At 67.4% G+C, this 26044-nt stretch carries 27 protein-coding genes; 15 read left to right on the top strand and 12 right to left on the bottom strand.

Going from position 1 to position 26044, the window contains the following annotated elements:
* Positions 1-26: 26 nt before the first annotated feature.
* Positions 27-347: a hypothetical protein gene (locus AC5P7X_RS06865; RefSeq protein WP_070489048.1), complete on the top strand. Its 321-nt coding sequence runs from the start codon at positions 27-29 to the stop codon at positions 345-347.
* 13 nt (positions 348-360) lie between these two features.
* On the opposite strand, the gene AC5P7X_RS06860 is transcribed toward AC5P7X_RS06865, so the two are convergent.
* Entirely contained in the window at positions 361-1344 is a 984-nt protein-coding gene (locus AC5P7X_RS06860) for a hypothetical protein (protein WP_171957323.1), read from the bottom strand.
* Positions 1345-1482: 138 nt separating this feature from the next.
* Here AC5P7X_RS06860 and AC5P7X_RS06855 point away from each other — a divergent pair, with 138 nt between their 5' ends.
* Both AC5P7X_RS06855 and AC5P7X_RS06850 read left to right on the top strand, forming a co-directional pair.
* The gene (locus tag AC5P7X_RS06855) at positions 1483-2448 is read left to right on the top strand and encodes a DUF2268 domain-containing putative Zn-dependent protease (protein WP_053497308.1); all 966 of its coding nucleotides are present in this window, start codon (positions 1483-1485) and stop codon (positions 2446-2448) included.
* Between the two features lie 49 nt (positions 2449-2497).
* A complete protein-coding gene (locus AC5P7X_RS06850; RefSeq protein ID WP_253135767.1) occupies positions 2498-3280 on the top strand; it encodes an SGNH/GDSL hydrolase family protein in 783 nt (260 codons plus the stop codon).
* On the opposite strand, the gene AC5P7X_RS06845 is transcribed toward AC5P7X_RS06850, so the two are convergent.
* Positions 3255-4139 (bottom strand): LysR substrate-binding domain-containing protein, encoded by an 885-nt coding sequence (locus AC5P7X_RS06845; RefSeq protein WP_329842454.1) that lies wholly within the window; start codon positions 4137-4139, stop codon positions 3255-3257. The genes AC5P7X_RS06850 and AC5P7X_RS06845 overlap by 26 nt on opposite strands.
* A 104-nt stretch (positions 4140-4243) precedes the next feature.
* Here AC5P7X_RS06845 and AC5P7X_RS06840 point away from each other — a divergent pair, with 104 nt between their 5' ends.
* Positions 4244-5374: an agmatine deiminase family protein gene (locus AC5P7X_RS06840; protein ID WP_262090923.1), complete on the top strand. Its 1131-nt coding sequence runs from the start codon at positions 4244-4246 to the stop codon at positions 5372-5374.
* A 67-nt stretch (positions 5375-5441) separates the two neighbouring features.
* On the top strand, positions 5442-6164 hold the full coding sequence (locus tag AC5P7X_RS06835) for a hypothetical protein (protein ID WP_111127365.1): 723 nt from the start codon (positions 5442-5444) through the stop codon (positions 6162-6164).
* A 3-nt stretch (positions 6165-6167) separates the two neighbouring features.
* Here AC5P7X_RS06835 and AC5P7X_RS06830 read toward each other — a convergent pair whose 3' ends face one another.
* The gene (locus AC5P7X_RS06830; protein ID WP_053497299.1) at positions 6168-6713 is read right to left on the bottom strand and encodes a thioesterase family protein; all 546 of its coding nucleotides are present in this window, start codon (positions 6711-6713) and stop codon (positions 6168-6170) included.
* Positions 6714-6782: 69 nt separating this feature from the next.
* Here AC5P7X_RS06830 and AC5P7X_RS06825 point away from each other — a divergent pair, with 69 nt between their 5' ends.
* From AC5P7X_RS06825 to AC5P7X_RS06810, 4 genes are all read left to right on the top strand, one after another.
* Positions 6783-7358 (top strand): TetR/AcrR family transcriptional regulator, encoded by a 576-nt coding sequence (locus AC5P7X_RS06825; protein ID WP_329842455.1) that lies wholly within the window; start codon positions 6783-6785, stop codon positions 7356-7358.
* A 53-nt stretch (positions 7359-7411) separates the two neighbouring features.
* Entirely contained in the window at positions 7412-7795 is a 384-nt protein-coding gene (locus AC5P7X_RS06820; protein WP_053497297.1) for a nuclear transport factor 2 family protein, read from the top strand.
* Positions 7796-7993: 198 nt separating this feature from the next.
* The gene (locus AC5P7X_RS06815; protein ID WP_070489038.1) at positions 7994-8728 is read left to right on the top strand and encodes a hypothetical protein; all 735 of its coding nucleotides are present in this window, start codon (positions 7994-7996) and stop codon (positions 8726-8728) included.
* Between the two features lie 240 nt (positions 8729-8968).
* Entirely contained in the window at positions 8969-9442 is a 474-nt protein-coding gene (locus AC5P7X_RS06810) for a hypothetical protein (RefSeq protein WP_346607447.1), read from the top strand.
* A gap of 46 nt (positions 9443-9488) precedes the next feature.
* Here the strand turns inward: AC5P7X_RS06810 and AC5P7X_RS06805 are convergent, their stop codons facing one another.
* The 6 genes from AC5P7X_RS06805 to hutI form a co-directional block, all read right to left on the bottom strand.
* Entirely contained in the window at positions 9489-11597 is a 2109-nt protein-coding gene (locus AC5P7X_RS06805) for a TonB-dependent receptor family protein (protein WP_495214653.1), read from the bottom strand.
* Between the two features lie 194 nt (positions 11598-11791).
* Entirely contained in the window at positions 11792-13228 is a 1437-nt protein-coding gene (locus AC5P7X_RS06800; RefSeq protein WP_495214652.1) for a serine hydrolase domain-containing protein, read from the bottom strand.
* Between the two features lie 164 nt (positions 13229-13392).
* Complete coding sequence (gene hutU / locus AC5P7X_RS06795) at positions 13393-15060, bottom strand: urocanate hydratase (protein ID WP_053497289.1); 1668 nt, start codon at positions 15058-15060, stop codon at positions 13393-13395.
* Positions 15057-15911 (bottom strand): N-formylglutamate deformylase, encoded by an 855-nt coding sequence (gene hutG / locus AC5P7X_RS06790; protein WP_206620428.1) that lies wholly within the window; start codon positions 15909-15911, stop codon positions 15057-15059. The genes hutU and hutG overlap by 4 nt, the downstream gene beginning before the upstream one ends.
* Complete coding sequence (gene hutH, locus AC5P7X_RS06785; protein ID WP_206627256.1) at positions 15908-17449, bottom strand: histidine ammonia-lyase; 1542 nt, start codon at positions 17447-17449, stop codon at positions 15908-15910. Before hutH ends, hutG begins: the two co-directional genes overlap by 4 nt.
* On the bottom strand, positions 17446-18669 hold the full coding sequence (gene hutI / locus AC5P7X_RS06780; RefSeq protein WP_070489089.1) for an imidazolonepropionase: 1224 nt from the start codon (positions 18667-18669) through the stop codon (positions 17446-17448). The genes hutH and hutI overlap by 4 nt, the downstream gene beginning before the upstream one ends.
* Positions 18670-18736: 67 nt before the next feature.
* On the opposite strand from hutI, the gene AC5P7X_RS06775 reads away from it, so the two are divergent.
* The 4 genes from AC5P7X_RS06775 to AC5P7X_RS06760 are packed head-to-tail and all read left to right on the top strand — an operon-like array spanning position 18737 to position 21541.
* Entirely contained in the window at positions 18737-20107 is a 1371-nt protein-coding gene (locus tag AC5P7X_RS06775; RefSeq protein ID WP_053497283.1) for a formimidoylglutamate deiminase, read from the top strand.
* Between the two features lie 27 nt (positions 20108-20134).
* Positions 20135-20863, top strand: a complete 729-nt coding sequence (gene hutC / locus AC5P7X_RS06770) for a histidine utilization transcriptional repressor HutC (RefSeq protein WP_049438039.1) — start codon at positions 20135-20137, stop codon at positions 20861-20863.
* On the top strand, positions 20820-21140 hold the full coding sequence (locus AC5P7X_RS06765) for a type II toxin-antitoxin system HicA family toxin (RefSeq protein WP_326498121.1): 321 nt from the start codon (positions 20820-20822) through the stop codon (positions 21138-21140). The genes hutC and AC5P7X_RS06765 overlap by 44 nt, the downstream gene beginning before the upstream one ends.
* Positions 21141-21148: 8 nt before the next feature.
* On the top strand, positions 21149-21541 hold the full coding sequence (locus AC5P7X_RS06760) for a type II toxin-antitoxin system HicB family antitoxin (protein WP_005417308.1): 393 nt from the start codon (positions 21149-21151) through the stop codon (positions 21539-21541).
* A 165-nt stretch (positions 21542-21706) separates the two neighbouring features.
* Here the strand turns inward: AC5P7X_RS06760 and AC5P7X_RS06755 are convergent, their stop codons facing one another.
* The 3 genes from AC5P7X_RS06755 to AC5P7X_RS06745 form a co-directional block, all read right to left on the bottom strand.
* Positions 21707-22711 (bottom strand): restriction endonuclease, encoded by a 1005-nt coding sequence (locus tag AC5P7X_RS06755; RefSeq protein WP_206620425.1) that lies wholly within the window; start codon positions 22709-22711, stop codon positions 21707-21709.
* Positions 22712-22947: 236 nt separating this feature from the next.
* The gene (locus AC5P7X_RS06750) at positions 22948-23439 is read right to left on the bottom strand and encodes a phasin family protein (protein WP_053497278.1); all 492 of its coding nucleotides are present in this window, start codon (positions 23437-23439) and stop codon (positions 22948-22950) included.
* An 81-nt stretch (positions 23440-23520) separates the two neighbouring features.
* Positions 23521-23796: a polyhydroxyalkanoic acid system family protein gene (locus AC5P7X_RS06745; RefSeq protein ID WP_005417302.1), complete on the bottom strand. Its 276-nt coding sequence runs from the start codon at positions 23794-23796 to the stop codon at positions 23521-23523.
* Between the two features lie 125 nt (positions 23797-23921).
* On the opposite strand from AC5P7X_RS06745, the gene AC5P7X_RS06740 reads away from it, so the two are divergent.
* Positions 23922-24728: an FHA domain-containing protein gene (locus AC5P7X_RS06740; RefSeq protein ID WP_032954286.1), complete on the top strand. Its 807-nt coding sequence runs from the start codon at positions 23922-23924 to the stop codon at positions 24726-24728.
* Positions 24729-24944: 216 nt separating this feature from the next.
* Positions 24945-26030: a 3-phosphoserine/phosphohydroxythreonine transaminase gene (gene serC, locus AC5P7X_RS06735; protein WP_005417298.1), complete on the top strand. Its 1086-nt coding sequence runs from the start codon at positions 24945-24947 to the stop codon at positions 26028-26030.
* Positions 26031-26044: the final 14 nt, after the last annotated feature.

The following is a 26044-nucleotide window of genomic DNA, read 5'->3' as shown; positions in this document are numbered from 1 at the left end:
TCTGCTGTCCGCCATGGGTTTCACCAATGAAGTCCAAACTTGTTGCCGCAGTGTTGGTGCTGGTGATGTCGCCGAGCCTGCACGCCCAGTCACTTCCGTCGGAACTGGCACAGTTGGGCATCGTCGCCGGCATGCCCTATGCCAAGGCCAAGCGCCTGCTGGATGCGGCAGGATGGTTGGCGAGTCCCGCACAGGGCGCGCCCGAGTCACTCGAGGGCTTTCCGGAAGTGGGATGCCAGAAGGGCGCCAAGCAATGCGCAACAACCTTCGAAAAGGGCGGTCAGCAGATCGCGGTGCGGCTGGGCACTACCCTGGCAGGGCAGCCGTTCGTGCAGGGCGTGGACTGAGCGCTCATTGCGTTCAGGCCAGCGGTAACCGGTCCTGCGCGTGCGACAGCCGATCGTGCAGCTCGCGCACATGCTCGGCCTTGGCATGCACCCGGGAGGTATCGCCGAAGCTGCGCAGGTAGGTGCACGCGGCAAAGCCGGCACTCTTCTTTTCGTACTCGGCAATCCAGGCCAGTCGATCCGGATTGTTGGCCTGTTCGGCTGACCACGCGGCCACCGGCGGCCGGATGCGGTACTTCAGGCCGACGCGCCACGGCTTCGGTGTCAGTCGCGCACGGAAACAATGCTGCAGCCGGCACATGCGCGCGTACAGGGTGTCGGTGCCCAGTGCCTTGAAGAATGCCTGGAGCTGCTCGTCCTCCGGTGAGAACGTGGCATGCATCGCCAGCACGCGCAGCCCGGCGGGTGTGCGGTAGGCACGCAGGTGCCAATCGGGATGCTGTTCGCTGAAGGCGTCCACGCGTTTCAGCGCAAGCCCTTCAGCACCGCCGGCGGCGGCCAGGCGCTGCTTCCGCCGCATCAGCAGTGTCGCGTTGACCAGCAGCACTGCCGCCACGCCCAGTACCAGGCCCACCAGCCAGTGCCAGAGCAGGGTGCCGATGACGGCGCCGGCAAGCAGCACGATCGCAGCCACGATGGCCGGTATCACGCATCCGGCCGGTGGCTGCGCATGGTCGATGTCGGCAAACAGCACGTCGGGGCTGTTGAGGCACAACGCGCCATAGCTGTTGCGGGTGATGATGACATCGCCGTCGCGCTGCACGATCTGCTCGCGGATTGGCACACCCTCCACGCCATAGTTGCTGCGCACTTCACGACGCGGCAGCGCCTGCCCGGCGAGGATGGCATTGAGGGCTTCGTTGGCGCGGCGGTCGGCGTGGGCCTGGGCCTGGGCAGGACCCTCATCGGACCAGCCGAAGCGGCGTACGACCACCGGCCGGCCACGGAAACGGGCCTGCAGGCGGGCTTCGGCCCAGTACGCGGGAACGATCATCATCGTGCGGTGCTCCATCATCCATGGCAGGTGCCTGAGTGAGTCTGGCACAGCCCCGAAGGGCCTGCATGTGCCCGCTGCGGTGGCCGGGGCGGAGTGATAGATTGCGCGCTTCGCATGCACTCCACCAAGGACGGAGCGATGTCCAGCTTCCTGCGTTGCCTGCTTGCCCTGGCCTGTGCCGGGGCGGTCGGCGTGGCGTCGGCGGGTACCCCGCCGGGGCCGCAGATCCTCACCACCGATGCCAGCCGCTTCTACGCGCTCTACGACAGCACCGGCGGCAAGCCCAGCGTCGCTCAGCTGGCCGGTTACCTGGCCGAAGGCAGTCCGGGCCTGAGTGAACTGGCGAAGGCGCGCCGGGTCACGCCCGAACGCATGGCCGAAGCCATTGCCAGCCAGCCCGGAGTGTATGCGCAGGGCCGCAGCTGCCTGGCGGAGCTGCCGGCGGTGAAGCAGCGCCTGGTGCAGGTGTTCGGCAACCTGCAGGCGATCTATCCGCAGGCCGCGTTTCCTCCGGTGACCCTCGCGGTCGGCCGTGGTCGGCCGGTCGGGTTGACCTCGAAGAGTGGGGTGATCATCGGCCTGGAAGCGCTGTGTGCAGCCGATTTCATGAATCCCAACGTGCAGGACCGTTTCGTGCACGTGATCGCGCACGAGTACGTGCACATCCAGCAGACCGGCCTGACCGATTTCGAGCCTGGCGACCCGCATGCGACGGTGCTGCGTGTTTCGCTGGGCGAAGGCATCGCCGAATTCATCGCCGAATTGATTTCCGGCAACGTCGGCAACAGTCGCCATGCGGCGTGGACGCGCGGCCGCGAGGTCCACATTGAAAGCGCCTTTGCGCTGGATGTGGACAGTACCGATCTGTCGCCGTGGCTGTACAACTACAAGCCCGGTTCGCAGGAGCCCTATGACCTCGGGTACTGGGTGGGCTACCGCATCGCCAAGGCCTATTACCTGCAGGCCAAGGACAAGCGCGATGCGGTGCGTGCGCTGATCCAGCAGGACAACCCGAAGGCAATCCTGGCTGCCAGTGGCTGGACGCCCGGCATGTGGATGCCGGCCAAGGTGACCGGCGTGGCCGCGCGGTCGGCGGCGCGGTAAGCGCGGGGCCGCGCGCTAGACTGGCCCGGACATTCAAGGGAGAGACCCCATGCGTTCCTTGTCCGGCGGCCTGGCCGCAGTTGCCCTCGGTATCGCGCTGAGCGCCCACGGGGTGGCGGCCGAGATGCCCGCGATCAACCCTTTGCTGCTGGAGCCTGTCGAAAGCCTGCGCGCGGACGAAGTGCGCTTCATGCAGCAGCGCCTGGCCGATTGGCCGCAACTGCAGCGTTATCGCGACGCCAACGCGCGACTGCCTGCCGCTGTACCGGGGCAACCACGCGTGGTGTTCTACGGTGATTCCATCACCGAAGGCTGGGGCAGGGAAGGCAGCGCATCGTTCTTTCCCGGCAAGGGCTGGCTCAACCGCGGCATCAGTGGCCAGACCACGGCGCAGATGCTGGTGCGGTTCCCGCAGGACGTGCTGGCCCTGAAGCCACAGGTGGTGGTGATCCTCGCCGGCACCAACGACATTGCCGGCAACACCGGCCCGTCCACGCAGGCGATGATTGAAGACAACCTGCACGCGATGGTGGACCTGGCACGCGCACATGGCATCGCCGTGGTACTGGCATCGGTGCTGCCGGTCAGCGATTACCCGTGGTTGCCGGGCACGGCACCTGCTCCCAAGGTGCGCGCATTGAACGCGGCATTGAAGCGCTATGCCGATGCGAAGCAGCTGGTCTATCTGGACTACTACACGCCGATGACCAATGCCGCCGGAGGGCTGGATCCGCAGCTGGCCGAGGATGGCGTGCATCCCACGGCGAAGGGCTATGCGGTGATGGCGCCGCTGGCCGAGGCGGCGGTCAAGCGCGCGCTGCAGCAGAAGTAGCGTCAGCGGGCAGGCTCGCCAGCAACCACTCGCAGAAACTGATCACCAGCGGATCCGCCGCGCTGTCCTCGTGCACCAGCCAGCTCCAGCGCGGGCCGCGCACGCGTGCATCATCCAGGGGTCGCAGCAGCCCTTGTTCACAGGCGCGTGCGGCCAGCAGCTCGCTGACCAGCGCGATGCCCAGCCCTTGGCAGGCAGCATCCAGCAGCTGCCCGGGCTCGGAGAAATTCATGCCTTCGCGGCGCTGGCCAACATCGGCGCCACCTTGGACCTGCCACTGGCTCCAGTCCATTTCGCGCTCGCCATGCAGGGTGAGGCGTTCGTGCGTGGGCGTGGCCAGAAGGTCGGGATGGCAGGCCGGATAGAGACGGTCCTGCAGCAGCACGCGATGCTGGCACTGCGCCTGTGAGTCGAGGTCGTCACGCACCGCTACGTCCAGCGTCTGCGTGGTCATGTCCGGCGCATCCTCGCTGGTCAGCAGCCACAGGTCGGCGCCGGGGTGCAGGCGATGGAAGCTGGCCAGGCGCGGCACCAGCCAATGGCGGGCGAAGGCCGGGCTGGTGTTGACGATCAGTTGATTCGGCTTGCGGTACTGATCGAGCCGGCGGATGCCGTTGGCCAGCTGCCGCAGCAATGACTGGGTGGTTTCCAGCAGGTCGATGCCAGCGTCGGTGAGGGTGACGCTGCGGCCCTGCCGGAAGAACAACGGTTGCTGCAGCGAAGCTTCCAAGCCCCGGATCTGCTGGCTGATGGCCGACTGGGTCAGGTGCAGTTCCTCAGCCGCACGGTGGAAGCTGCCGAGCCGGGCGGCAGCCTCGAAACCCCGCAGGGCGTTCAGCGGTGGCCAGTGCTTGAGCATTCGAATAAGTAAAACTATTCAATTGTTGGCTGAATCTATCGTTTGTTCTTATGTGTCGGCAAGCGCAGCATGGCGCCCATCCCACACCGGCCATGGAGCCTGTCATGAGCAACCGTCGTCACTTCCTCACCCAGCTGGCGGGCGCCGCCGGTCTTGGTGGCCTGGCCGCTCTTGGCCTGGCCGGGCTGCCGGGCCGCGTGTCCGCAGCGGGGCCGGGTGCGGGCATCTGGCGCATGCCGGACGAGCACGGCCCGCAGGAGCGCGTTTTCCTGGCCTTCGCCGCGCAGCCTCGGGTCTGGGGCGCGCAGGCTGATGCGGTGAACACCGCCGTGGCGCGGCTGGCCCGTACGATCGCCCCCCACCAGCCGGTCAGCGTGCTGTGCCGCCCGGCGCAGTTGAAGCAGGCGCAGGACCGCTGCGGCCGCGACAACATCGAGTTCCTCGAGGTTCCGCTGGATGACATCTGGGTGCGCGATTACGGCGGCTGCTTCGTCACGGATGGTCATGGCGGGCTGGGCCTGGTCGACTTCAACTTCAATGGCTGGGGCGGCAAGCAGAGGGCGCGCAACGATGGCGCCGTGGCGCCGTGGCTGGCGCAGGTGACCGGCGCCACGCTGTTGGAAAGCGACCTGGTGGGCGAGGGCGGCGGCATCGAAGTTGATGGCCACGGTACCGCGATTCTCACCGAGAGCTGCTGGGTGAACCGCAACCGCAATCCGGACTGGTCGCGCGCGGATATCGAGGCGGAGCTGAAGCACCACCTCGGCCTGCGCAAGGTGATCTGGCTGCCCGGCATCGCCGGCGAGGACATCACCGATGCGCACGTGGATTTCTATGCGCGCTTCGCGCGCCCGGGCGTGGTGATCGCCAACCTGGACAATGATCCGGAGTCCTACGACTACGATCTGACCCGCGAGCACCTGGACATCCTGCGCGGGGCCACCGATGCCGATGGCCGTCGCCTGCAGGTGCACACGCTGCCGCCGCCGCTGGACGGGCGCGACAACGTGCATACCCGCGACAACGACGATCTGGCCATGGGCTACATCAACTACCTGCCGATCAACGGCGCCGTGGTCGCGCCGCAGTTCGGTGACGACGAAGCCGATGGTGTCTGCCGTGAACTGCTGGAAGACATGTATCCCGGCCGTGTGATCGAGCAGGTGGACATCGATGCGATTGCCGGCGGCGGTGGCGGCATCCATTGCGTGACCAAGAACATACCGAAGGTGTAGTCGGCCAAGGTACAGTGGCGCCGAAGCTGGCCACGCAGCGTGGCCGCCAGGGACGATGGGGTGGGTGATGCGGAAGGGAATCCAGGGATGGCTGCGCCGCAGCGGCGCAACGATGGCACTGCTGCTGGCGGCCGTACCGGCGTTCAGTGCAGACACGGCGGCGCCTTCGCCGCTGACGCGTGAGCCGGTGGCCGGAGTTTCACTGGCCGAATGGACCGCCCGCTGGTGGCGCTGGGCCGACGCCCAGGGCGGCGCGCCCTATCTCGACCCGGATGGCCGTGTATGCGATGTGGGCCAGGAAGGCCCGGTCTGGAACCTGGCCGGCACCAATGGCCGTTTCCGGCCACATCGCGAATGCGTGGTGCCGGCGGGCAAGTACCTGTTGCTGCCGATCATCAACATGGCGCACTACCAGGTGGATGAGTCTGTGTCCTGCAAGGAGCTGCAGGCGGGGGCGGCGGTCAACAACGATTATCTGATCAGTGCAGTAGTGCTGCTGGATGGCCAACCCCTGGGCGACATGCGCATGCATCGGGTGCGCAGTGAAGGCTGCTTCCGCATGGATGACGATGACGCAGACTCACGGCTGGCCGCCGCCGACGGCTACTGGGTGATGCTCAAGCCGTTGCCGCCAGGCCGGCATACCCTCAGCGTGGGCGCCAACTACGGCGTGCCGGAGGGTGGCGCGTACAGCCGCATGCGGCAGTCCTTCGAGTACGTGCTGCATGTGGGAGGGCGCACCCAGGTCGTATCGCGCAAACTGCACGCGGTGCCGCTGGCCGCCCCCTGAAGCTCAGGCATCGTCCTGCTTCAACGCTGCATCGGCCGCCAGCAACGCTTCGGCGGCCGCACCGAGCGGCGGCGAGGGCGGGGCAACCACACCGATCGCTTCCATCATCTTCGGCATGCCCAGGAACTGGCGCGCGCGGCGGTCGTAGATGCCGGTGACCAGCAACGCGCGCGTGGCGATCTTCTGCTCGGCACCGATCAGCACGCGCTGCTCCATGATGCCGCGCGAGCCGACCCAGCCCACCAGTCGTGTTTCCAGGGTGAAGCGCTGGAACGGCTTCAATTCGCGGCGGAACTGGATGGTGCCGGCGCCGACGATCGGCGCCCATTTCTCGCGCAGCGCCACCCGGCCCAGACCCATGCGCAGGATCAGGTCCAGCCGGCCCAGGTCGAAGATGTTCCAGTAGCGGCCGTTGGTCATGTGCAGGTTGCTGTCCAGGTCGTTGGGCAGCACCCGGAACTGCAGCCGCGAGACCCCGAACGGGGCCTCCAGTTTCGGCCGGAACAGGCTGCACAGCAGCAGGTGGAGCAGACGGAACCAGAGATTCATGGCTATGACGACTGTTATAGAATCGCCGGTACGCTAATCTATGACGACTGTCTTAGCAAGGAGACCGCCGTGAGCCCGCGACCGTCCGATGCCCCACAGCGCGTGATCGATGCCGCGGCGCAGATGCTGGCGCGGGTGGGCCTCAATGCCACCAGCATCCGCGAAGTGACCAAGCTGGCCGAGGCGCCATTGGGCTCCACCTACCATCACTTTCCCGGCGGCAAGCAGGAGCTGCTGGCGCGCGCCACCCACATGGCCGGCGACAAGGTGGAGGCGCTGCTGGTGGAGCTGTTGAAGGATGGGGCGGTACAGGGCCTGCAGCAGTTCCTTGCGATGTGGCGCGAGCGTCTGCTGCGCTCCGGGTTCCGCGCTGGCTGCCCGGTGCTGGCCGCTGCCGTGGAGGAGCCGGTGGAGGCGACACCCAGCCAACCCCGCGCGGCGGCCGCCGAGGTGTTCGCACGCTGGCACGGCCACCTCGCCTCGGCATTCGTCGCCGAAGGACACGCCCCGCCAGCAGCGGCTGAGCTGGCCAGCCTGGTGATCGCCAGCGTGGAGGGGGCGGTGGTGATGTGCCGTGCGCTGCAGGACATCGCCCCGTTCGATCAGGTGGCCGCGCAGCTGCTGAAGGCGGCCACGCGGCCTTGATCGGCCGGTGCCGACAGGCCAGACTCGCCAGCAGCCCACGACTGGATGCCGCCATGGACGAATTGCACCATCGTCAGTTGATCGAGCACTACCTGCAGGCCTACAACCGCTTCGATATCGACGCCATGCTGGCGGTGCTGGCGCACAACGTACGCTTCGAGAACCACAGCGGCGGCCAGCTGACGATGGTCACCGAAGGCGTCGATGCCTTTGGCGAACTGGCACGCCAGTCTGCGCGCCTGTTCCGGGAGCGCGAACAGCGCTTGCTGGCGCTGGTGTTCGATGGTGATCGGGCGACGGCGACGATTGGCTGGCGCGGCGTGTTCGCACAGGATGTTCCCGATGGACCGCGTGCGGGCACTGAGCTGGAACTGCAGGGCCAGAGCGAGTTCGTGTTCGCGGGTGACCGCATCGAACGGATCGTTGATCGCAGCTGAGGAACGGCCGCTTGGAACCGCCGTCTGGACAGCGGAGCTGCCCGCGGTAGAATCCGCCCAACACCGCCTACGCGTGCCCGGCAAGGATGTCCGCATGCAGCATCAGGTTCCCGAGGTCCCTGGCCGCGATGCCTCCTGCCCCCTGGCGGCGGCGTGAAGCGCTCGCGCCATTTTTCACGCAGTTCACTGACATTGCCGATGAACCGCGGCAGCGAAGTCGTGCGTGCGCGCCGGCACCTGCAGCAGCGTGGTTGGCCACGCCTGCAGATGGCGCTGATCGTCGCCCTGACCGGCGCTGCAGGCTTTCTTGCCTCGCACCTGCTGCGCCTGGCCGGTATCGACGCGATGTGGTTTCGCTACCCGATGGCCGTCGTGCTGGCCTACGGCGTGTTCCTGCTGCTGATGTGGATCTGGATCCGCTGGCGTTGGGACAACGTACTGGATGGCCTGTCGCCGGATGTGGGCGGTGGCAGCCCATCCCCTCGCGGCAGTGCCGTGGAATCACCGTGGAGCGGCGCCGGCGGCCGTTCCGGCGGTGGCGGTGCGTCGGCGTCGTGGAACGAGCCGGCATCGGCGAGCAGTGGCGACGCCGGAGAGCTGCCGTTGGCCGGGCTCGCTGAAGACGAAGCGGGCTTGCCGTTGCTGGCCATCCTCGGCATCGTCGCGCTGGTGGCGACCGTCCTGCTGGCCAGCGTGTGGGTGGTGTGGTCGGCGCCGGTGCTGATGGCCGAACTGCTCGTGGACGCGGCGATCGCCGGCGGCCTGTACCGGCGCATGCAGGGCATGCACGAGCAGGGATGGTGGCGGGTATGCGTGTCGCACACGGTCTGGCCGCTGATCGGCCTGTTGCTGTTCTTCGCGGTGCTGGGCTGGCTTGCTCAGGAACTCGTGCCGGGTGCGAGCCACCTGCTGCAGGTCATCCAGGGGCTGTAATGCGGTTGCTTCCTTCATATGGCCCGGTCCCGACCTGTTTTCAGCCGCCCTGAACAGTGGGCTATGATCGCGGTCGCCGAGGATTCGTGTCCTGGCGGTTTCACCTATCCGGAGCTTGTCGTACTGCATCGGGAACCGGGGCGCTGGATGGCCGAACGCCCATTGAGACACACAACCACTGACGAGGAAGAGCGCACGGATGTCGCTGCACGCAGGAACAGGACGTTGTTTCGTTGGATCATGGTGACGCTGCTGGCGGTGTTGTTGCCGTTTGCAGCACTGGCGCAGCCGGCAGCCGGGCAGGGCGATGGCGCTGAAGCCGGCACTGCCGCGGAAGAGGCGCAATGCCGCGCCTGCGCCTATGAGCGCATTGGACCGAAGGTTGATATCGGCCTGGTGGCACTGGTGTCGCTGCTGGTGGTGGGTCTGCTGGTAGCGGTGTCCCGCGAGTGGGGAACCACCTCGCAGCGCTGGACCTGCCGCACGCTGTCCCTGTTGCTGGTGGGCATCGGCCTGGCGTTGTCGTGGTGGGCTGGCAGCGTCGTCTACCTGGGCTACAACCCGTGGCAGGAAATGGCGGCTCCCGTCGATGGCTCGCTCACCTCGACACTGCTCAATACCTCACCGAAGTGGCTGGCGGCACTGGTGCTGGTCGGCTTCGCGCCTTCCATCTGGAAGCGCAGCGAGCGCCTGCCGTCCTGGCGTATCGGCTGACCCTGGAACGACGGCGCCGGATCACACCCGGCGCCGCCTGCGCCAATCACTCAAAGCGCCAGCGCACGCCTGCATAGAGGCCACGACCTTCGCCCGGGGTCGAGCGCGCAACATCCTTGCCGGCGTCGTCGTAGCCCGGCGTGACCGTAGCGGCGTAGCGGCGGTTGCCGAGGTTGCGCATCTCCGCCCAGGCCTGCCAGCGGCCACCGGGTGCGTCGTAGCCGATGCGGCTGCCGAAAATAAAATGGCTGTCGGCCCAGTAGCTGTTGGCGTAGTCCACCGCGATGCGCGAGGCGTATTCGGTGTTCAGTGCCGCGTACAGGCCGGATGCATGATCGAAGCGCAGCTCGGCCTGGTAGGCGTGGCGCGGCAGGCCGGGCAGGCGGTTGCTGCCGAAACGTGCATCGTGGCGGTAGCGGAAGTCGCTGAAAGTATACGCCTGGCGCAGCGACAGGCGGCCCGGCGCAGCCTGCCACAGCGTGCTGTCCAATCCGGCTTCGATACCGCGGTGCACGGTGGGGCTGGCATTGTTCTCGGCGATGAACAGGTTCGGCAGCGGTTGCAGTTCGACGCTCAGCAGTTCGTGGTTCACGTGGGCGTAGTAGCCGGTCAGTTCCCAGCGACCCAGCGCCGCATCACCGCGCGCGCCCAGTTCCAGCGTGGTGGCGGTCTGGTTCTGCATCGGCACCGGCGCGCGCTGGCGGCCGGTAGACGGGCCATCGCCCGGCCCGAAGTACTGGTTCGAGCCCCAGATCATCGACCACGGGTGCGGTGCCTCCACCGAACGGCTGAGGTTGCCGAACCACTGGGTCTGCGCGCTGTGCTGCCAGGTAAAGCCCAGTCGCGGTGCGTAGTCCCAGTCGTGGTCACGCAGGCGGCCGCCGCTGCTTGGCCAGGTCACCTGCACATCGCGGCGGGTGTTGATCAGCGCCAGCCCAGCCTGCATGCGCAGGCGGTCATTGAAGGCGAGGGTGTTGCTGACGTGCAGTGTGCTGTCGGTGCCGTGGTGGCGGAAGTCGCGCGTGCGCGTGCCGGCGGTATAGCCGTTGCTGGCAAAGCGCAGCGACTCGCGCACATCGGCATCCAGGTCATGGGTGACGCGCAGGCCGACCGTGGTCTCGCTGTCCAGCCCGAACAGCCGGTGGCGGTGGCGGTAGTCCAGTGTGGCGTTGAGGTTGGCGTAGTCCAGCTGCTGCCGGTACAGGCTCTCGTTCAAGTCCATCGGGTAGGTGTGGTAGACCAGCCCGGCCTGCAGCGACGAATCCTCATCGATCTGCAGCGTGGTGACATTGCCCACCCAGGTGCTGCCCGGCTGCGGGCGGCGCGCATCGATGGCCAGGTTGGCCGCATTCGCGGCATGTGGATCGTTGCGGATCTGGTCGCGGGTCAAGCGACCGGGCGTTTCGTGATTGGTTTCGCGGTAGCGCACGAAAAAGCGCGTCTGCAGATCGGGCGTGATCTGCCAGCCGATGTTGGCCATCGCGCCCTTGCCGTCGCCGTGCGCATGGCGCTGGTAACCGTCGAACTCGGTATCGGTGTAGGCCAGGAAGTAGTCGACATTACCGTTGACGCCGCCCCAGCTGAGGCCACGCTTCTGGTAGCCACGGCTGCCGGCTTCGTAGTGCAGCTGCACGCCCGCCGAATCACGGCCGCTGCGGCTGACGTAGTCGATGGCACCGCCCAGCGCGAGCGCGCCGCGCTCGAAGCCGTTGGCGCCGCGCAGGACTTCCACGCGCGACAGCCACAGGGGTTCCAGCAGTTCGTAAGGCGTGCCACCTGGGCCGGTCAGCGGCAGGCCGTCGATCGACACCGCAATGCCCGAGGCATGCGCGCCCGGCCCGCGGTTGATGCCCGAGCCCCGGATCGAGATCTTGGTGCCCTCGTTGCCCGGCGACTGCGCGCTGATGCCCGGCTGGTAGGCCAGCACATCGGCATTGCTGGACAGTCGGCTGTCGGCTTTGGCCACGTCGATGACGTTGCTGGCGCCGGGTACGCGCTTCAGCGCCTCGCGCGCCTGCGCGCTGGCATCGCCAGCAGTGACTTGCACGGCATCCAGCGTGGTGGCCTGCGGCGCGGCCGCGGCGGTGGAGGCGAGGCCGAGGGAAACGGCCAGGAACAACAGCGACGGGGTGGGGCGGTACGACGAGAGCGACATGCGGAAATGCTGTAAACCACGAAAGTGTCGCGCAAGTTAACAGGTCGACGGCGCCACGTCACCCATCGGCGGCGTATGGCCGCCCGCCGCGTTCCTGTAGAGCCGAGCCCTCGCTCGGCTAATCGCGCGCAGCGCGGGTTGTCTGCCATCGCGACGAAGAGCAGCCGAGCATGGGCTCGGCTCTACAGCAGGGTTTATGGCGAGGGTTTCGTCAGCGTCTTCGACTTTGCGTAGAACTGATCAGCTGCTTCCTTCTCGCCCAATGCCGCATGACACTCGGCCAGGCTGTCCCACACATTGGCCGAATCCGGATACAGCTCGGTGTTGAGGGCGAATACCTTCAACGCCCTGCGTGCACCAAGGCTCTCGCGGATGGCATAGCCGCTGGCGTTGATCGCTCGTTCCAGCTCGCTGCCCGCCACCCGGTTGTTATCGCGCAACCAACTGCGTATCGCCTGGGCAGCGACTGCATCATCATCCAGCGCATACGCGACCAGCCCCTCGGACAGCACCGCGTGCGGAAACGCCTGCGGCGCCGCGACCGCCATCGTGCTCTCCACCAGCGTGCTGGACCAGACATTGCGGGCGCTGCCGTTGGTCAGGTACACGAACACCCAGTAGCCGTCGGCCAGCGTGTCCTTGTACGCCAGCCGCGCACGTACACGGGTGCCGCCATCATGGCCGACCTGGGTGTAGCCGTCGCTGCGGGTGGTGTCCCATCCGGTGGAGAAGAAATTGCTGCCGCCACCGCTCAGTTTCTGCGGCTGCCAGAGCATTTCCAGGGTCTCCGTACGCACCAGCGTGCCGGTCGCCAGCGCCTGCAGGAAGCGGTTCATGTCGCCCACGGTGGTCTGCAGATCGGCATGGCCCCAGCCGTAGTCCGGCCAAGGATCTTCATTGGCAGGCTGCAGTTGGCCATCCTTGCCGATGTACGGCACCGCCGCGCGCCGGGCCGGCACGCTGGCAACGCCCCACGAGGTGCTGGCCATCTTCAATGGCTGCAGGATGCGTTCGCGCGCGATGGCCGGGTAGGGCTTGCGGTAGTGCGCTTCCAGCAACGCCGTCAGCACCAGGTAGTTGGCCTGGGTGTACTGCACGCGGCTGCCGGTGGCGAACTGCATCGGTGCAGCGCCGGCCACCTTCAGCGCAGTGCCAAGGTCAGGCGCTACACCGGGGTAGCCCTTGCTCACCCAGCGGTTATCCACCCGGTTGTAGTACTCGCCGATACCCGAGCTGTGGTTGAGGAAATCACGCACGTGGATCGCCTGCCATGCAATCGGCAGGTCCGGAACATAACGGCTGGCCGGCGCGTCAAGATCCACCTTGCCCTGGTCCACCAGTTGCATCACCAGCGTGCTTGTCAGCAATTTAGCCATGGACTGCGCGGCGAAGATGGAATCGACGGTGGCAGGTGTGTGCGTAGCGCGATCACGTTCGCCGCTGGCGCCCTGGTACAGCACCTGGCCGTTGTGGGCGACCAGTACCGCCTGACCGGCGATGCCGTAGCGTTCGAGGTTGGCCTGCAGTTGGGCGTCGAGCTGGGTAGAGAGGCCGGCGGAGAGGTCACTCGCTGATGCGGGCGGAGCAGCGAACAGGACGCAGAGCAATGCAGCAGCAAAGGTGCGGTACATCGCGGTGATCCATCAGCGGTGATGGCGCATCTTGGCATGTAGAGCCGAGCCCATGCTCGGCTGCCTTCGGGCCAGGCATCATGCACCCGGAAAAATGAGCCGCGCATGGCTCGGCTCTACAGGTGTTTTCGGGTCGTGCCGGCCGCGGGCCGGCACCCCTGCGATCAGCCCAGGATCGCCGGCAGATCCAGTCCCTTTTCCTTCGCACAGTCGATCGCGATGTCATACCCCGCATCGGCGTGGCGCATGACGCCGGTGGCCGGGTCGTTCCACAGCACGCGGCCAATCCGCTTCGCCGCTGCCTCGGTACCGTCGCAGACGATCACCATGCCGGCATGCTGGGAGAAGCCCATGCCCACGCCGCCGCCATGGTGCAGCGAGACCCAGGTCGCGCCGCTGGCGGTGTTGAGCAGGGCGTTCAGCAGCGGCCAGTCGGACACCGCGTCGGAGCCATCGGCCATCGCTTCGGTTTCGCGGTTTGGCGACGCCACGCTGCCGCTGTCCAGGTGGTCGCGGCCGATCACCACCGGCGCCTTCAGTTCGCCGTTGGCGACCATCTCGTTGAAGGCCAGTCCGAGTCGATCGCGATCACCCAGGCCGACCCAGCAGATGCGCGCCGGCAGGCCCTGGAACTTGATCTTCTCGGCGGCCATGTCCAGCCAGCGGTGCAGGTGGGGATTGTCCGGAATCAGTTCCTTCACCTTGGCATCGGTCTTGGCGATGTCTTCCGGGTCGCCACTCAGTGCCGCCCAGCGGAACGGGCCGATGCCGCGGCAGAACAGCGGGCGGATGTAGGCCGGCACGAAGCCGGGGAAGTCGAACGCGTTCTCCACGCCTTCTTCCAGCGCCATCTGCCGCAGGTTGTTGCCGTAGTCCACGGTCGGCACGCCGAGTGCGTGGAAGCCGAGCATGGCGCGGATATGGTTGGCCATCGACGCGCGCGCTGCTTTCTCCACTTCCTTCGGCGCGGACACGCGCTTTTCGTCCCATTGCTCGACGGTCCAGCCCTGCGGCAGGTAGCCGTTCACCGGGTCGTGCGCGGAGGTCTGGTCGGTCAGCAGGTCCGGCTTCACGCCGCGCTTGAGCAGTTCGGCCAGCACGTCGGCGACGTTGCCGAGCAGGCCCACCGACTTCGGCGTGCCGGCCTTGCAGGCTTCATCGATCAGGCGCAGCGCTTCGTCCAGGTTGTCGGTCCAGGTGTCCAGGTAGCCGGTGCGCAGGCGCATGTCGATGCTGCTCTTGCGGCACTCGACGGCCAGGCAGGAGGCGCCGGCCATCACGGCGGCCAGCGGCTGTGCGCCGCCCATGCCGCCGAGGCCACCGGTGAACAGCCACTTCCCGGTCAGGTCGCCACCGAAATGCTGGCGCCCCATCTCCACGAAGGTCTCGTAGGTGCCCTGCACGATGCCCTGCGCGCCGATGTAGATCCAGCTGCCTGCGGTCATCTGGCCGTACATGGCCAGGCCCTTCCTATCCAGCTCGTTGAAGTGGTCCCAGTTGGCCCAGCGCGGTACCAGGTTGGAATTGGCGATCAGCACGCGCGGCGCATCGGCGTGGGTGCGGAACACGCCCACCGGCTTGCCCGACTGCACCAGCAGGGTCTGGTCGTCGTCCAGGCGCTTGAGCGTTTCGACGATGGCATCGAAGCTCTCCCAGTCGCGTGCGGCGCGGCCGATGCCGCCGTACACCACCAGTTCCTGCGGGCGCTCGGCCACATCGGGGTGCAGGTTGTTCATCAGCATGCGCAGCGGCGCTTCGGTCAGCCAGCTCTTGGCGTTCAGCGTGGTGCCGGTCGGCGCGGTGATGGTGCGGGACGGGTCGTTGCGGGTCATGCGGCGCTCCGGTTCGTAGCGAATTCAAGGCAGGCATTGAGCACCTGCGCCAGGGTGTGGCGCAGCGGTGCGGCGTGGTCGGGGTCGAGCGGGGTGGGCCAGCTGTGCTCGTCCACCTGGTCCGGCAGGGGTTCGTGCATGTAGCCGCGGCAGGCCAGCTCCATCTGCAGGCTGTGCACGCCGCCGGCGATGTTGCTGTAGTGGCGGGTGATCCAGCCGCCCTTGAAGCGGCCGTTGCGCACCTGGCTCATGCCACTGATCTTCAGCAGGTTCTCCACCACGTCGCTCAAGGCGTTGTCGCAGGACGTGTCCGGCGCGCCAGACGGGCCAGCGGTACCCAGGTTGAACTGCGGCAGTTCGCCGTCGAACAGGTGCGGAATATGTGAGCGGATCGAATGTGCGTCGTACACCACCACCGTGCCGAACTTCGCGCGCAGGCGGGTGATCTGCGCGGTCAGCGCATCGTGGTAAGGCAGGAAATACGTGTCGCGACGCCGCGCGATCTCGGCGTCATCCGGTTCGCGTCCGGCGTGGTACAGCGGCTGGTTGTCGAAGGTGGTCAGCGGGCACAGGCCGGTCGTGTTCTGGCCGGGGTACAGCGAGACTCCGCTGGGGTCACGGTTGAGATCGATCACCGAACGCGAGATTGCCGAGCGCACCGTGGTCGCGCCCATGCCACGCACAAAGTCGTACAGATCGTGCACCCACCAATCGGCGTCACGACGGGCCAGCCACGGCGAGTGGTAGTCGCCCATCAGCTCATGCGGCAGCTCGCTGCCGGTATGCGGGAAGCTGACGATCAACGGGGCATCGCCCTCATGGATCGTCAGCCATTCGGGGTGGGCATTCATGCCTGCGGCTCCACGGTTGGCAGCAGCTCCGCCAAGCCCTGCGCCAGCGCGCCGCTGCGCACCAGATTCGTGGCGGTCACCATGTCCGGATGGAAGTAGCGGTCTTCTTCCAGTGTCGGCACCTGCGCACGCAGGGTGGCGCGCACGCTTTCCAGCGCGGCACTGGAGCGCAGCGGGGCGTGGAAGTCGCAGCCCTGTGCTGCGGCCAGCAGTTCGATACCGATCACGTTGGCGGCGTTCTCGGCCATCTGCATCAGGCGGCGTGCGCCGTGCGCGGCCATCGACACATGGTCTTCCTGGTTGGCCGAGGTCGGGATTGAATCAACGCTGGCCGGGTAGGCGCGCTGCTTGTTTTCCGAGACCAGTGCAGCCGCGGTCACCTGCGGAATCATGAAGCCGGAATTCAGGCCCGGGCGCGGGGTCAGGAACGCCGGCAGGCCGGACAGCGCCGGGTCCACCAGCATCGCCAGGCGGCGCTCGCTGATCGAGCCGATCTCGCACACCGCCATCGCCAGCATGTCGGCGGCGAAGGCCACCGGCTCGGCGTGGAAGTTGCCGCCGGACAGTGCTTCGCCGGTGTCGGTGAACACCAGCGGATTGTCGGAGACGCCGTTGGCTTCGATTTCCAGCGTGGTTGCGGCCTGGCGCAGGATGTCCAGCGCCGCGCCCATCACCTGCGGCTGGCAGCGCAGGCAGTACGGGTCCTGCACGCGCACATCGTTGTCGCGGTGCGATTCGCGGATGTCCGAGCCCTGCATCAGCGCGCGCAGCGTCGCGGCAGCGGCAATCTGCCCGCGCTGGCCGCGGATGGCGTGGATGCGCGGGTCGAACGGGGTATCCGAGCCCTTGGCCGCTTCCACCGACAGCGCGCCGGTGACCAGCGCGGCCTGGAACACGGTCTCGATCTCGAACAGGCCGGCCAGCGCGTAGGCGGTGGAGAACTGGGTGCCGTTGAGCAGCGCCAGGCCTTCCTTTGCGCCCAGCTCGATCGGCTGCAGGCCGGCACGCGCCAGTGCGTCGGTTGCCGGCAGACGTTGGTCACCAATGAACGCTTCGCCGACGCCCAGCATCACGCTGGCCAGATGCGAGAGCGGCGCGAGGTCGCCCGAGGCGCCGACCGAACCCTGCGCCGGCACCACCGGCAGCACGCCCTTGATGAGCATCGCTTCGAGCAGCAGCAGGGTTTCCTCGCGCACGCCGGAAGCGCCCTGCGCCAGGCTGACCAGCTTCAGCGCCATCATCAGCCGCACCACGCTGGCCGGCATTGGCTCGCCCACGCCGGCAGCGTGCGAGAGCACGATATTGCGCTGCAGGGTGGCCAGGTCCTCGCGCTCGATGCGCACGCTGGCCAGCTTGCCGAAGCCGGTGTTGATGCCATACACCGGTGCGCCTTTGGCGACGATGGCGGCCACCGCCGCAGCGCTGGCGCGCACCACCGGCAGCGCGGCCGGGTCCAGTGCAAGCGGCGCACCGCGATAGACCTGCCGCCACTGGGCGAGAGTGACATGGCCGGGGCGAAGAACCAGGGTGTTGCTCATGCGTTGCTCCAGGAGGCAGGCAGGTCGGGCTGCCCGCGCACCACGCGCGCGTGCAGCGGGTTGAATCCAATGCGATAGACCAGGTCGGCGGGCGCATCGATATCCCAGATCGCCAGGTCGCAGTCCATGCCCACGGCCAGGCGGCCGATGCGCTCGCCGTGGCCCAGTGCGCGCGCCGCTTCACGGGTGAAGCCGGCGATGCACTCATCTACGGTCAGGCGGAACAGGGTGGCGCCCATGTTCATCGCCAGCAGCGGGCTGGTCAGCGGCGAAGTGCCCGGGTTGCTGTCGGTGGCCAGCGCGAGCGGCACGCCGGCCGCACGCAGCGCGGCGATCGGCGGCAGGGTGGTATCGCGGGTGAAATAGAAAGCACCGGGCAGCAGCACGGCGACGGTACCGGCAGCGGCCATCGCGGCGATCCCGGCATCGTCCAGATGTTCGATATGGTCGGCGGAGAGCGCACCGAAACCGGCCGCCAGTTCGGCGCCATGCTGGTTGCTCAGCTGCTCGGCATGGATCTTCACCGCCAGCCCGTTGGCGCGCGCCGCTTCGAAGACCTGCCGCGCCTGCGCGGGCGAGAAGGCGATGTTCTCGCAGAACACGTCCACCGCTTCGGCCAGGCCTTCGGCGGCGATGGCCGGAATCATCACCTCGCACACCTCGTCGGTGTACTCCTGTGCCTCGCGGCCCGGCGGAATCGCGTGTGCACCGAGGAAGGTGGTCACCACGTTGACCCGGCATTCCTCGCCCAGCGTGCGTGCAACCTGCAGCTGCTTGCGTTCGTCGGGCAGGGTCAGGCCGTAGCCGGACTTGATCTCGATCGTGGTCACGCCTTCGGCGCGCATCGCCAGCAGGCGCGGGCGGCTCTCGCTGGCCAGTTGCTCGGGCGTGGCAGCGCGGGTGGCGCGCACGGTGGAGACGATGCCGCCGCCGGCGCGGGCGATCTCGGCATAGCTGACGCCCTGCAGGCGTTGCTCGAATTCGTTGGCGCGGTTGCCGGCGTAGACCAGGTGGGTGTGGCAGTCGATCAGGCCCGGCGAGATCCAGCGACCTTCGCCGTCGATGCGGGTGGTCGGCTGCAGGTGCGCATCGCTGCCGGCAGCGCCGACGTGGACGATGCGGCCCTCGGCGCAGGCCAGTACGCCATCGCGGATGACACCCAGGCCCTCGCCATCGAGGGTGATCAGGTGAACGTTGGACCAGAGGGTATCGACGTGCATGGCATCCACAACGCGGCTGTGCTTATATGTCTATACAATATAGGCGTCCATTTCGGGTTGTCCAGCCATGTCCGATTCGCGTTCCCTGCTCAGTTTCCATGCCACCCACGCCCTGCTGGCCGAGGGCTGGGCCCGCGATGTCCGCCTGCAGGTGCGGGACGGCCGCATCACGGCAATCAGCAAGGGGCAGGCCGCGCAGGGCGGTGACACCCGCGTCGGCATCCTGGTGCCGGGCCTGCCCAACCTGCACAGCCACGCGTTCCAGCGCGGCATGGCCGGCCTGACCGAGATCGGCGGCGGTGACGGCGACAGCTTCTGGAGCTGGCGCGAGCTGATGTACCGCTTCCTGGCCCATCTGCGCCCGGATGCGGTGCAGGCCATCGCCGCCCAGGCCTACATGGAAATGCTGGAAAGCGGCTTCACCCGGGTCGGCGAGTTCCATTACCTGCATCACGATGCCGATGGCCACGCCTATGCCAACCGTGCCGAGATGAGTGCACGGATTGCCGCCGCCGCCGACCAGACCGGTATCGGTCTGACCCTGCTGCCGGTGTTCTATGCGCATGCCGATTTCGGCGGGGCGCCGCCGAACCCCGCGCAGCGTCGCCTGATCGACGATGTAGACGGCTTCGCGCAGTTGCTGGATTCCGCCAAGCCGGCGTTGGCCGCGCTGCCTGATGCGGTGCTTGGCATCGCCCCGCACAGCCTGCGCGCGGTTACCGGCGAGGAACTGGGCGCGCTGCTGCCGCTCACCGACGGCCCGGTGCATATCCATATCGCCGAGCAGGTGCGCGAAGTCGAGGCCTGCCTGGCCTGGAGCGGCCAGCGGCCGGTGCAGTGGCTGTACAACCATGCGCCGGTGGATGCGCGCTGGTGCCTGGTGCATGCCACCCACATCACCGACGACGAGCGCGCGGCCATCGTGGCCAGCCGTGCCGTGGCCGGGTTGTGCCCGATCACCGAAGCCAACCTGGGCGACGGCCTGTTCCCGATGCAGGCCTTTGCGCGCGAGGGCGGGCGCTTCGGCATCGGCTCCGATTCCAATGTGCTGATCAACGCGGCCGAAGAGCTGCGCCTGCTCGAATACGGCCAGCGCCTGACCCTGCGCGGTCGCAACGTGCTGGCGCCGGATGCCACCCGCAGCACCGGTCGCTTCCTGTTCGAAGGTGCACTGCACGGTGGCGCACAGGCGCTGGGCGTGGCGGCTGGCCTGCAGGTGGGCGCCAGTGCCGATCTGGTCGAACTGGATGCCGCACACCCCGCGCTGCAGGCGCGACAGGATGACGCATGGCTTGACAGCTGGGTGTTCGCCGCACGTAATGGCGCGCTGCGATCGGTCTGGCGGCATGGCCGCCATTGCGTGGCCGAGGGCCGCCACCTGCAGCGCGAGGCGATCACCACCGCCTTCGCCGCCGCCCTGAAGGGCGTGCTGGGCTGATCGCCTCCGCCACCGGGATCCCATTACGTGAAGGCCAGCAAGTCCGCCACGCTCAACCAGCGTATCCGCAGCGATCTGGAAAGCCGCATCCTCAGTGGAGAGTGGGCGCCGGGCTTCCGTATTCCCTACGAGCACGAGCTGATGGAGCAGTACGGCTGCTCGCGGATGACGGTGAACAAGGTGCTGACCGCGCTGGCCGAGAGCGGCATGATCGAGCGCCGCCGTCGTGCGGGTTCGTTCGTAGCGCGGCAGCCGCCGCACCTGGAGCAGGTGGCGCTGGAAATTCCGGATATCGCGATGGAAGTCGGCTCGCGCGGCCACCAGTACGCGTACCGCCTGCTGCAGCGCGAGCTGCGCCTGGCCGACGCCGGCAATGCCGGTGAAGTGGAGCTGGCCGGCAGCGAGAAGCTGCTGGCGATGCGCTGCCTGCACCTGGCCGATGGCCGTCCGCTGGCGCTGGAGCACCGCCTGATCAGTCCGGTCGGCGTGCCCGAGGTACTGGAGGTCGACTTCAGCACCACCGCGCCGGGCAGCTGGCTGCTGCAGAATGTGTCGTGGACCCGTGCCCAGCACCGCATCAGCGCCTGGGGTGCGGACACCGCCACGGCCAGGCTGCTGGACGTGAAACCGGGCACCGCCTGCCTGGTGATCGAGCGCCTGACCTGGCGTGGCGATCAGCCGATCACCCGCGTGCGGCAGGTGTTCCTGGGGGATGCCTGGGACCTGGTTGCGCGCTTCGCGCCGGGCGCTCGCTAGGGATGCCATCCACGCATGGCGTGGATCTACTGGTCCGGTACGGCTGTCGTCTCGAACTCTGTTGGTGCGTGTGTACGATGTGTATCGTCCCTGCATGAAGAGCAGGGACCTCATCCGGGATCTTCAGGCGCCAGGTTGGACCTGTTGCAGGATTCGCGGATCCCATCATGTATTCGTGCACCCGCAGTGGCCTTACATCATCACCGTGCCTCACCCCAGAAAGGATCTGGGCAAGGGGCTGGTTCAGGCGTGGCGGAAGCTCGCAGGACTGACGTAGGAGGTCCCATGCGCTATCCAGTCTTGATTGAGGCCGGCGATGAACGCACCGCGTGGGGGGTCATCGTTCCCGATCTGCCGGGGTGCTTCTCGGCAGCCGACACGCTTGACGATGCGCTCAGCGCGGCCGAGGAGTCTGCGCTTGCCTGGATCGATGCGGCCCTGGATGAGGGGCGCTCGATTCCCAGTCCTTCTGCGCCACAGAAGATCGTCGCCGAGGCTCCCAGTGGTACGGCCTGGATTCTTGCCTACATCTGCATTGATCCATCTCTGCTGGACGACACCATCGAGCGGGTCAACATCAGCCTGCCGCGTCGCATCCTGGCCAGGCTGGATGCGCAGGCCAGGGCGGCCGGCGAATCCCGCTCCAGTTACATCGCCCATCTCGCAGCATTGGGCTGAGCAGGCGCCTTGTAGAGCCCAGCCCATGGTCGGCTGCTGTTCGCGCGTTGCGCGATGAGTCGAGCGTGGCTCGACTCTGCAAAGGCATCCACGCATGGCGTGGATCTACCAGAGATTCGTGTATCGGGATTCAGTAGATCCACGCCATGCGTGGATGTTGCCCCATCAATACGTGGCGCACTGCCGCCAGCGCACCGGCTCATCCACGCCGGGGCGGGCATTGAGCTGGATGCGCACGTTGCGCAGGGCGGGGTAGTGCAGCACTTCCTCGCAGACCTGCGGCCACACCGCGTCCAGTTCGCCGGTGCGGTTGATCGCCAGCGTCTGCCGGGTCAGCCAGACACCGCTGGCGATGCCGGGCTTGCCGGCCAGAGCGCGGGCCAGATCGGCCTGGAAGCGCTCCAGCGTGGCTGCATCCGGATTGGGATTGCTGCGCGCGTCGACCGCCGGGGCGACGGCAGCCGCGGGTGCAGGGGCGGCCGGGAGCACTGCCGCGGTGCCAGCAGGTTTCGCCGCAGGCGCCGTTGAAGGCGTCGCCACCACCGGCGCTGCAGCAACCGGCGCGGCCTCTTCCACACGCAGGCCCTGCAGGCCCAGGCCAACCAGCAGCCCCAGCGTTGCCGAACCCAGTGCGGCGATGGCGATGCGGCGCAGCGCTTCGTGCCGGGCGCTGGCGCGCACGCGCGCTTCGATGTCGCCGGGCAGGTAAGGCTGCAGCAATGGCCACAGGCGCGGGCCGTCCAGCACTTCAACCGCCTGCTTCTCGGCGGCGCTGCGGCCGTCGCGCTCGATGCGGCCTTCGGTCAGCAGCACGCCGCCCTTGGCCCCGGCCAGGCGCGCGGCCGCACCCAGCTCGTTCACTGCGGCGGTGCCGATGCGGTAGGCCAGGCCATGCTTGCACGACACCAGCCAGTGGTTGGGGCCATCGCTGAGCATGAAATCGCTGCTTGGCTCGCGGGCTTCTTCCGCCGGATCGATCAGTTCACGCAGGCCGCGCTGTTCGCGCAGCATGCGCTTGACCAGAACGGAGAATTCGCGCCAATGCATGCCCGCCAGGGCCTGCAGGCCGAGTTGCATCTCCTTCTGCCGCCGCTTGACCCACCACAGATAGACAACGGCCAGGAAACAGCTAAGCAGGGCCGACAGCAGGGCCAGGATCCAGGGGAGCATGCAGGAGTAGGGCGGAAGGGGCGAAAGCGGAGAACGACAGTGTAAAGGTCGCGGTGCCTGGCCGGGTCAGGATGTTCCTGACAGAAAGCGTGATGGAGCGCGCAGATCGGCGTACAGCGGGCACGAAAAACCCGCCAATCCTGAAGCCGTGAGGGGAGGGAACAAACGGCAGCCGAAGCGATTGGCGGGTTGCTCGCGATTGTCAATCAATTTTTATTGCATTGCAACAATCGTGGTCAGGGCACGCTGTCCGGTGACTGATGGCTGCCCGGAGCAGGGGCATCGGTGCCGGACGCGGCGCGGTTTTCCAGCTTGGCCAGGCGCGCGTGCAGGGCATCAATGCGCGCCTCCAGCGCGGTCACTTCGTCGGCGGTGGGTACATGCAGGCGCTTGAGTACGCCCTGCACCTGGTCATCGAAGGCCTTCTCGACCTTGTTCCAGGTGCCGGAGGCCTTCTCGCGGGCCTCGTCCAGCGAGGTCTCGACATTGTCACGCCAGCCCGGGCCCTGGTCGCCGTTGCGTTCACGGCGGCGGGCTTCCCAGGCTTCGCCTTCCTTCACCAGGCCGTCGAAGAAGCGGCTGCCCTCGGCCTGGGCGCGACCCAGCGCACCCAACCCGGCCAGCCAGACCTGCTGGGCCGAATCGCTCAGCTTGCGCGAGAAGCGCTCGGCCTGGTCACCGAAAGAGGCATCGTCGTTGCGGCGGTCGTCGTTCTCGTAGTGGTTCATCGCACTTCCCGTGGGAGTTGGGCCTGCCCCCGAGAGTAGCGCGCACCGGCGTTGCACGGCCGTGACGGCCGCCGCCGGGGTTCAGCCCAGCTTTTCCTTCAGCACACGCTGGATCTCGCCTTCGACCATGCCCTTCATCGCCGACAGCAGGAAGCCCAGCTTGGCGGTTACGCGCACCGCGCCCGGCTGCAGTTCGATCGCACCGTCCACGCCGCTGCCGGAGAAGTTCAGTACGTCGGCGGTCCAGGACGACTTCAGGCCAAAGCGCTCGGACAGCTTGGCAGCGACCTGTTCGATCGCGGCGCGCGCCTGTGCATCGGGCAGGGCGTGGGCGTGGCGGACATCGATGGTGGACATGCAGGCTCCTGGCGCAGGGCGGGGATGGTCGAAGAGGGCAAGCATTGTGCGCATCAAGGGCCGCCGCGCCAAGCACTCATCGTGGGTTCTTCTTCGTTGGCGACCAACCTGCTAGGCTGCGCCGCGTGCAGAACCTGCTTGTTCACTTCAGTCAACAACAACAGCCCGACCAGCCCTTGCGGCCCGGGGTGCAGCGCATCGTGCGCCAGGCCAACGGCAGCGTGCGGCTCGGAGATCCTGGCCACGGCGCACTGCTGCTGGCCCAGTTCTGCATGGATGATCGCGGCCTCTGGCTGCAGGTCGGCAACGGCATCCGCGGCGTCCACGTCAACGGTCGCCCGGTACGCCGGATGGCCCTGCTGCGTGCAGGCGATGCGGTGTATGTGGATGGCGTGGAGATGGTCCTGCAGGGCGAGGTCGAAAGCCTGCTGCAGGCGCCTGCGCCGAAAGCCGAAGATGGCAGCGACGAGCAGCAGCGGCTGCTGCGCGGTGTCGGCGGTCTCCATCATGGCCGCAGCTTCACCCTGTCGCGGGCCCGCCTGATCGGGCGTGGCAACGAGGCCGACATCGCCATCGATGACCCGGCTTTTGCCGAGCAGCATGCCCGCGTGGAAGTGCACGGCGAACGCGTGCTGCTGCGCGACCTCGGCAGTGCCGACGGCACCCGCGTCAATGGCGTGGCCGTGCGCCATTGCTGGCTGCAGGCCGGCGACCAGGTGGTGTTCGATGGCCAGCACCGTTTCGTGCTGGAAGTGCCGCATGATCCGCGCCGACGGTCGTTGCCGGTCGAGGACGAGTCGGGCGAGGACGTGGAACAGGCGCCGGTGCTGCCGGCCGCGCCGCGCAGGGTGCGGCGCTGGCCGTGGCTGCTGGTCAGTGCGCTGCTGCTGGCCGCGCTGCTCAGCCTGCTGCTCTGGTTCGGCGCACGCTGATCTGTATCCGCTGGGCCCGCCCTGGCAGGTGCCGACCTTGGTCGGCACGCTCCGTCGGCGGGCATGACGCCTGACGGCGTATGCCGACCAAGGTCGGCGACTACCGGTCCATGCGGACGGCCAATGGATTCCGATGAAACCAAATTTCCCTTGCCGCACAAGGCCGCAAGGCTGGTGCACTGCGGCATACTAGGGGTCTTGCCCCACAGGTGTGACATGACGCGCGCGTTCAACTTCAGTGCCGGCCCTGCGACCTTGCCGGAATCGGTCCTGCGCCAGGCGCAGGCGGAAATGCTGGACTGGCACGGGTCCGGCGCTTCGATCGTGGAAATGAGCCATCGCGGCGCAGAATTCATGTCCGTGGCCGCCGAGGCCGAGGCCGACCTGCGTCGCCTGCTCGATATTCCCGAAGACTATGCGGTGCTGTTCCTGTCCGGTGGTGCCACCACCCAGCAGGCGTTGATCCCGCTGAACTTCGCCGCCCCCGGCCAGCGTGCCGACTACGTGGTCAGTGGCCACTGGGGCAAGACCGCGGTCAGGCAGGCCGGTGTCTACGTGGACGTCAACATCGCCGCCAGCAGCGAGGCCGATGGCTATCGCACGCTGCCGCCGCGCGCCGACTGGCAGCTGTCACCCGATGCCGCCTACGTGCACATCACCGCCAACGAGACCATCCACGGCGTCGAGTTCCGTGATGTGCCCGACACCGGCAACGTTCCGCTGATCGCCGACTTCAGCTCGTCCATCGCCAGCGAGCCGCTGGACGTGCGCCGCTACGGTGTGATCTATGCCGGCGCGCAGAAGAACCTGGGCCCGGTCGGCATCGCGGTGATGATCATCCGCCGCGACCTGCTCGAGCGCAGTGGCCAGCCACGCGCGGACATCTTCGATTACCGCTCGCATGTCGCCCGCGATTCGATGCTCAACACCCCGCCAACCTGGAACTGGTACCTGGCCGGCCTGGTGTTCAAGTGGATGCTGGCCGAGGGCGGCGTGGCCGAGTTCGCCAGGCGCAATGCCGCCAAGGCCGCGCTGGTGTACGGCGCCATCGACGGCTCCGGCGGCTTCTACCGCAATGAGGTTGCACACGCGGCCCGTTCGCGGATGAACATCCCGTTCTTCCTGCCAGATGCCGATCTCGATGCCCGCTTCGTGGCCGAGGCCAAGGCCGCTGGCCTGCTGGCGCTGAAGGGGCACAAGGTCGTCGGTGGCATCCGTGCCTCGCTGTACAACGCCATGCCGCTGGCCGGGGCCGAAGCGCTGGTCGCCTTCATGGCCGATTTCCAGCAGCGTCACGGCTGAGCAATGAACGGCGC

The sequence above is a fragment of the Stenotrophomonas sp. YJH_SMC_53 genome (assembly GCF_059369995.1).
The sequence above is the reverse complement of the archived record's forward strand: the minus strand, read 5'-3'. Positions and strand labels throughout refer to the sequence as shown.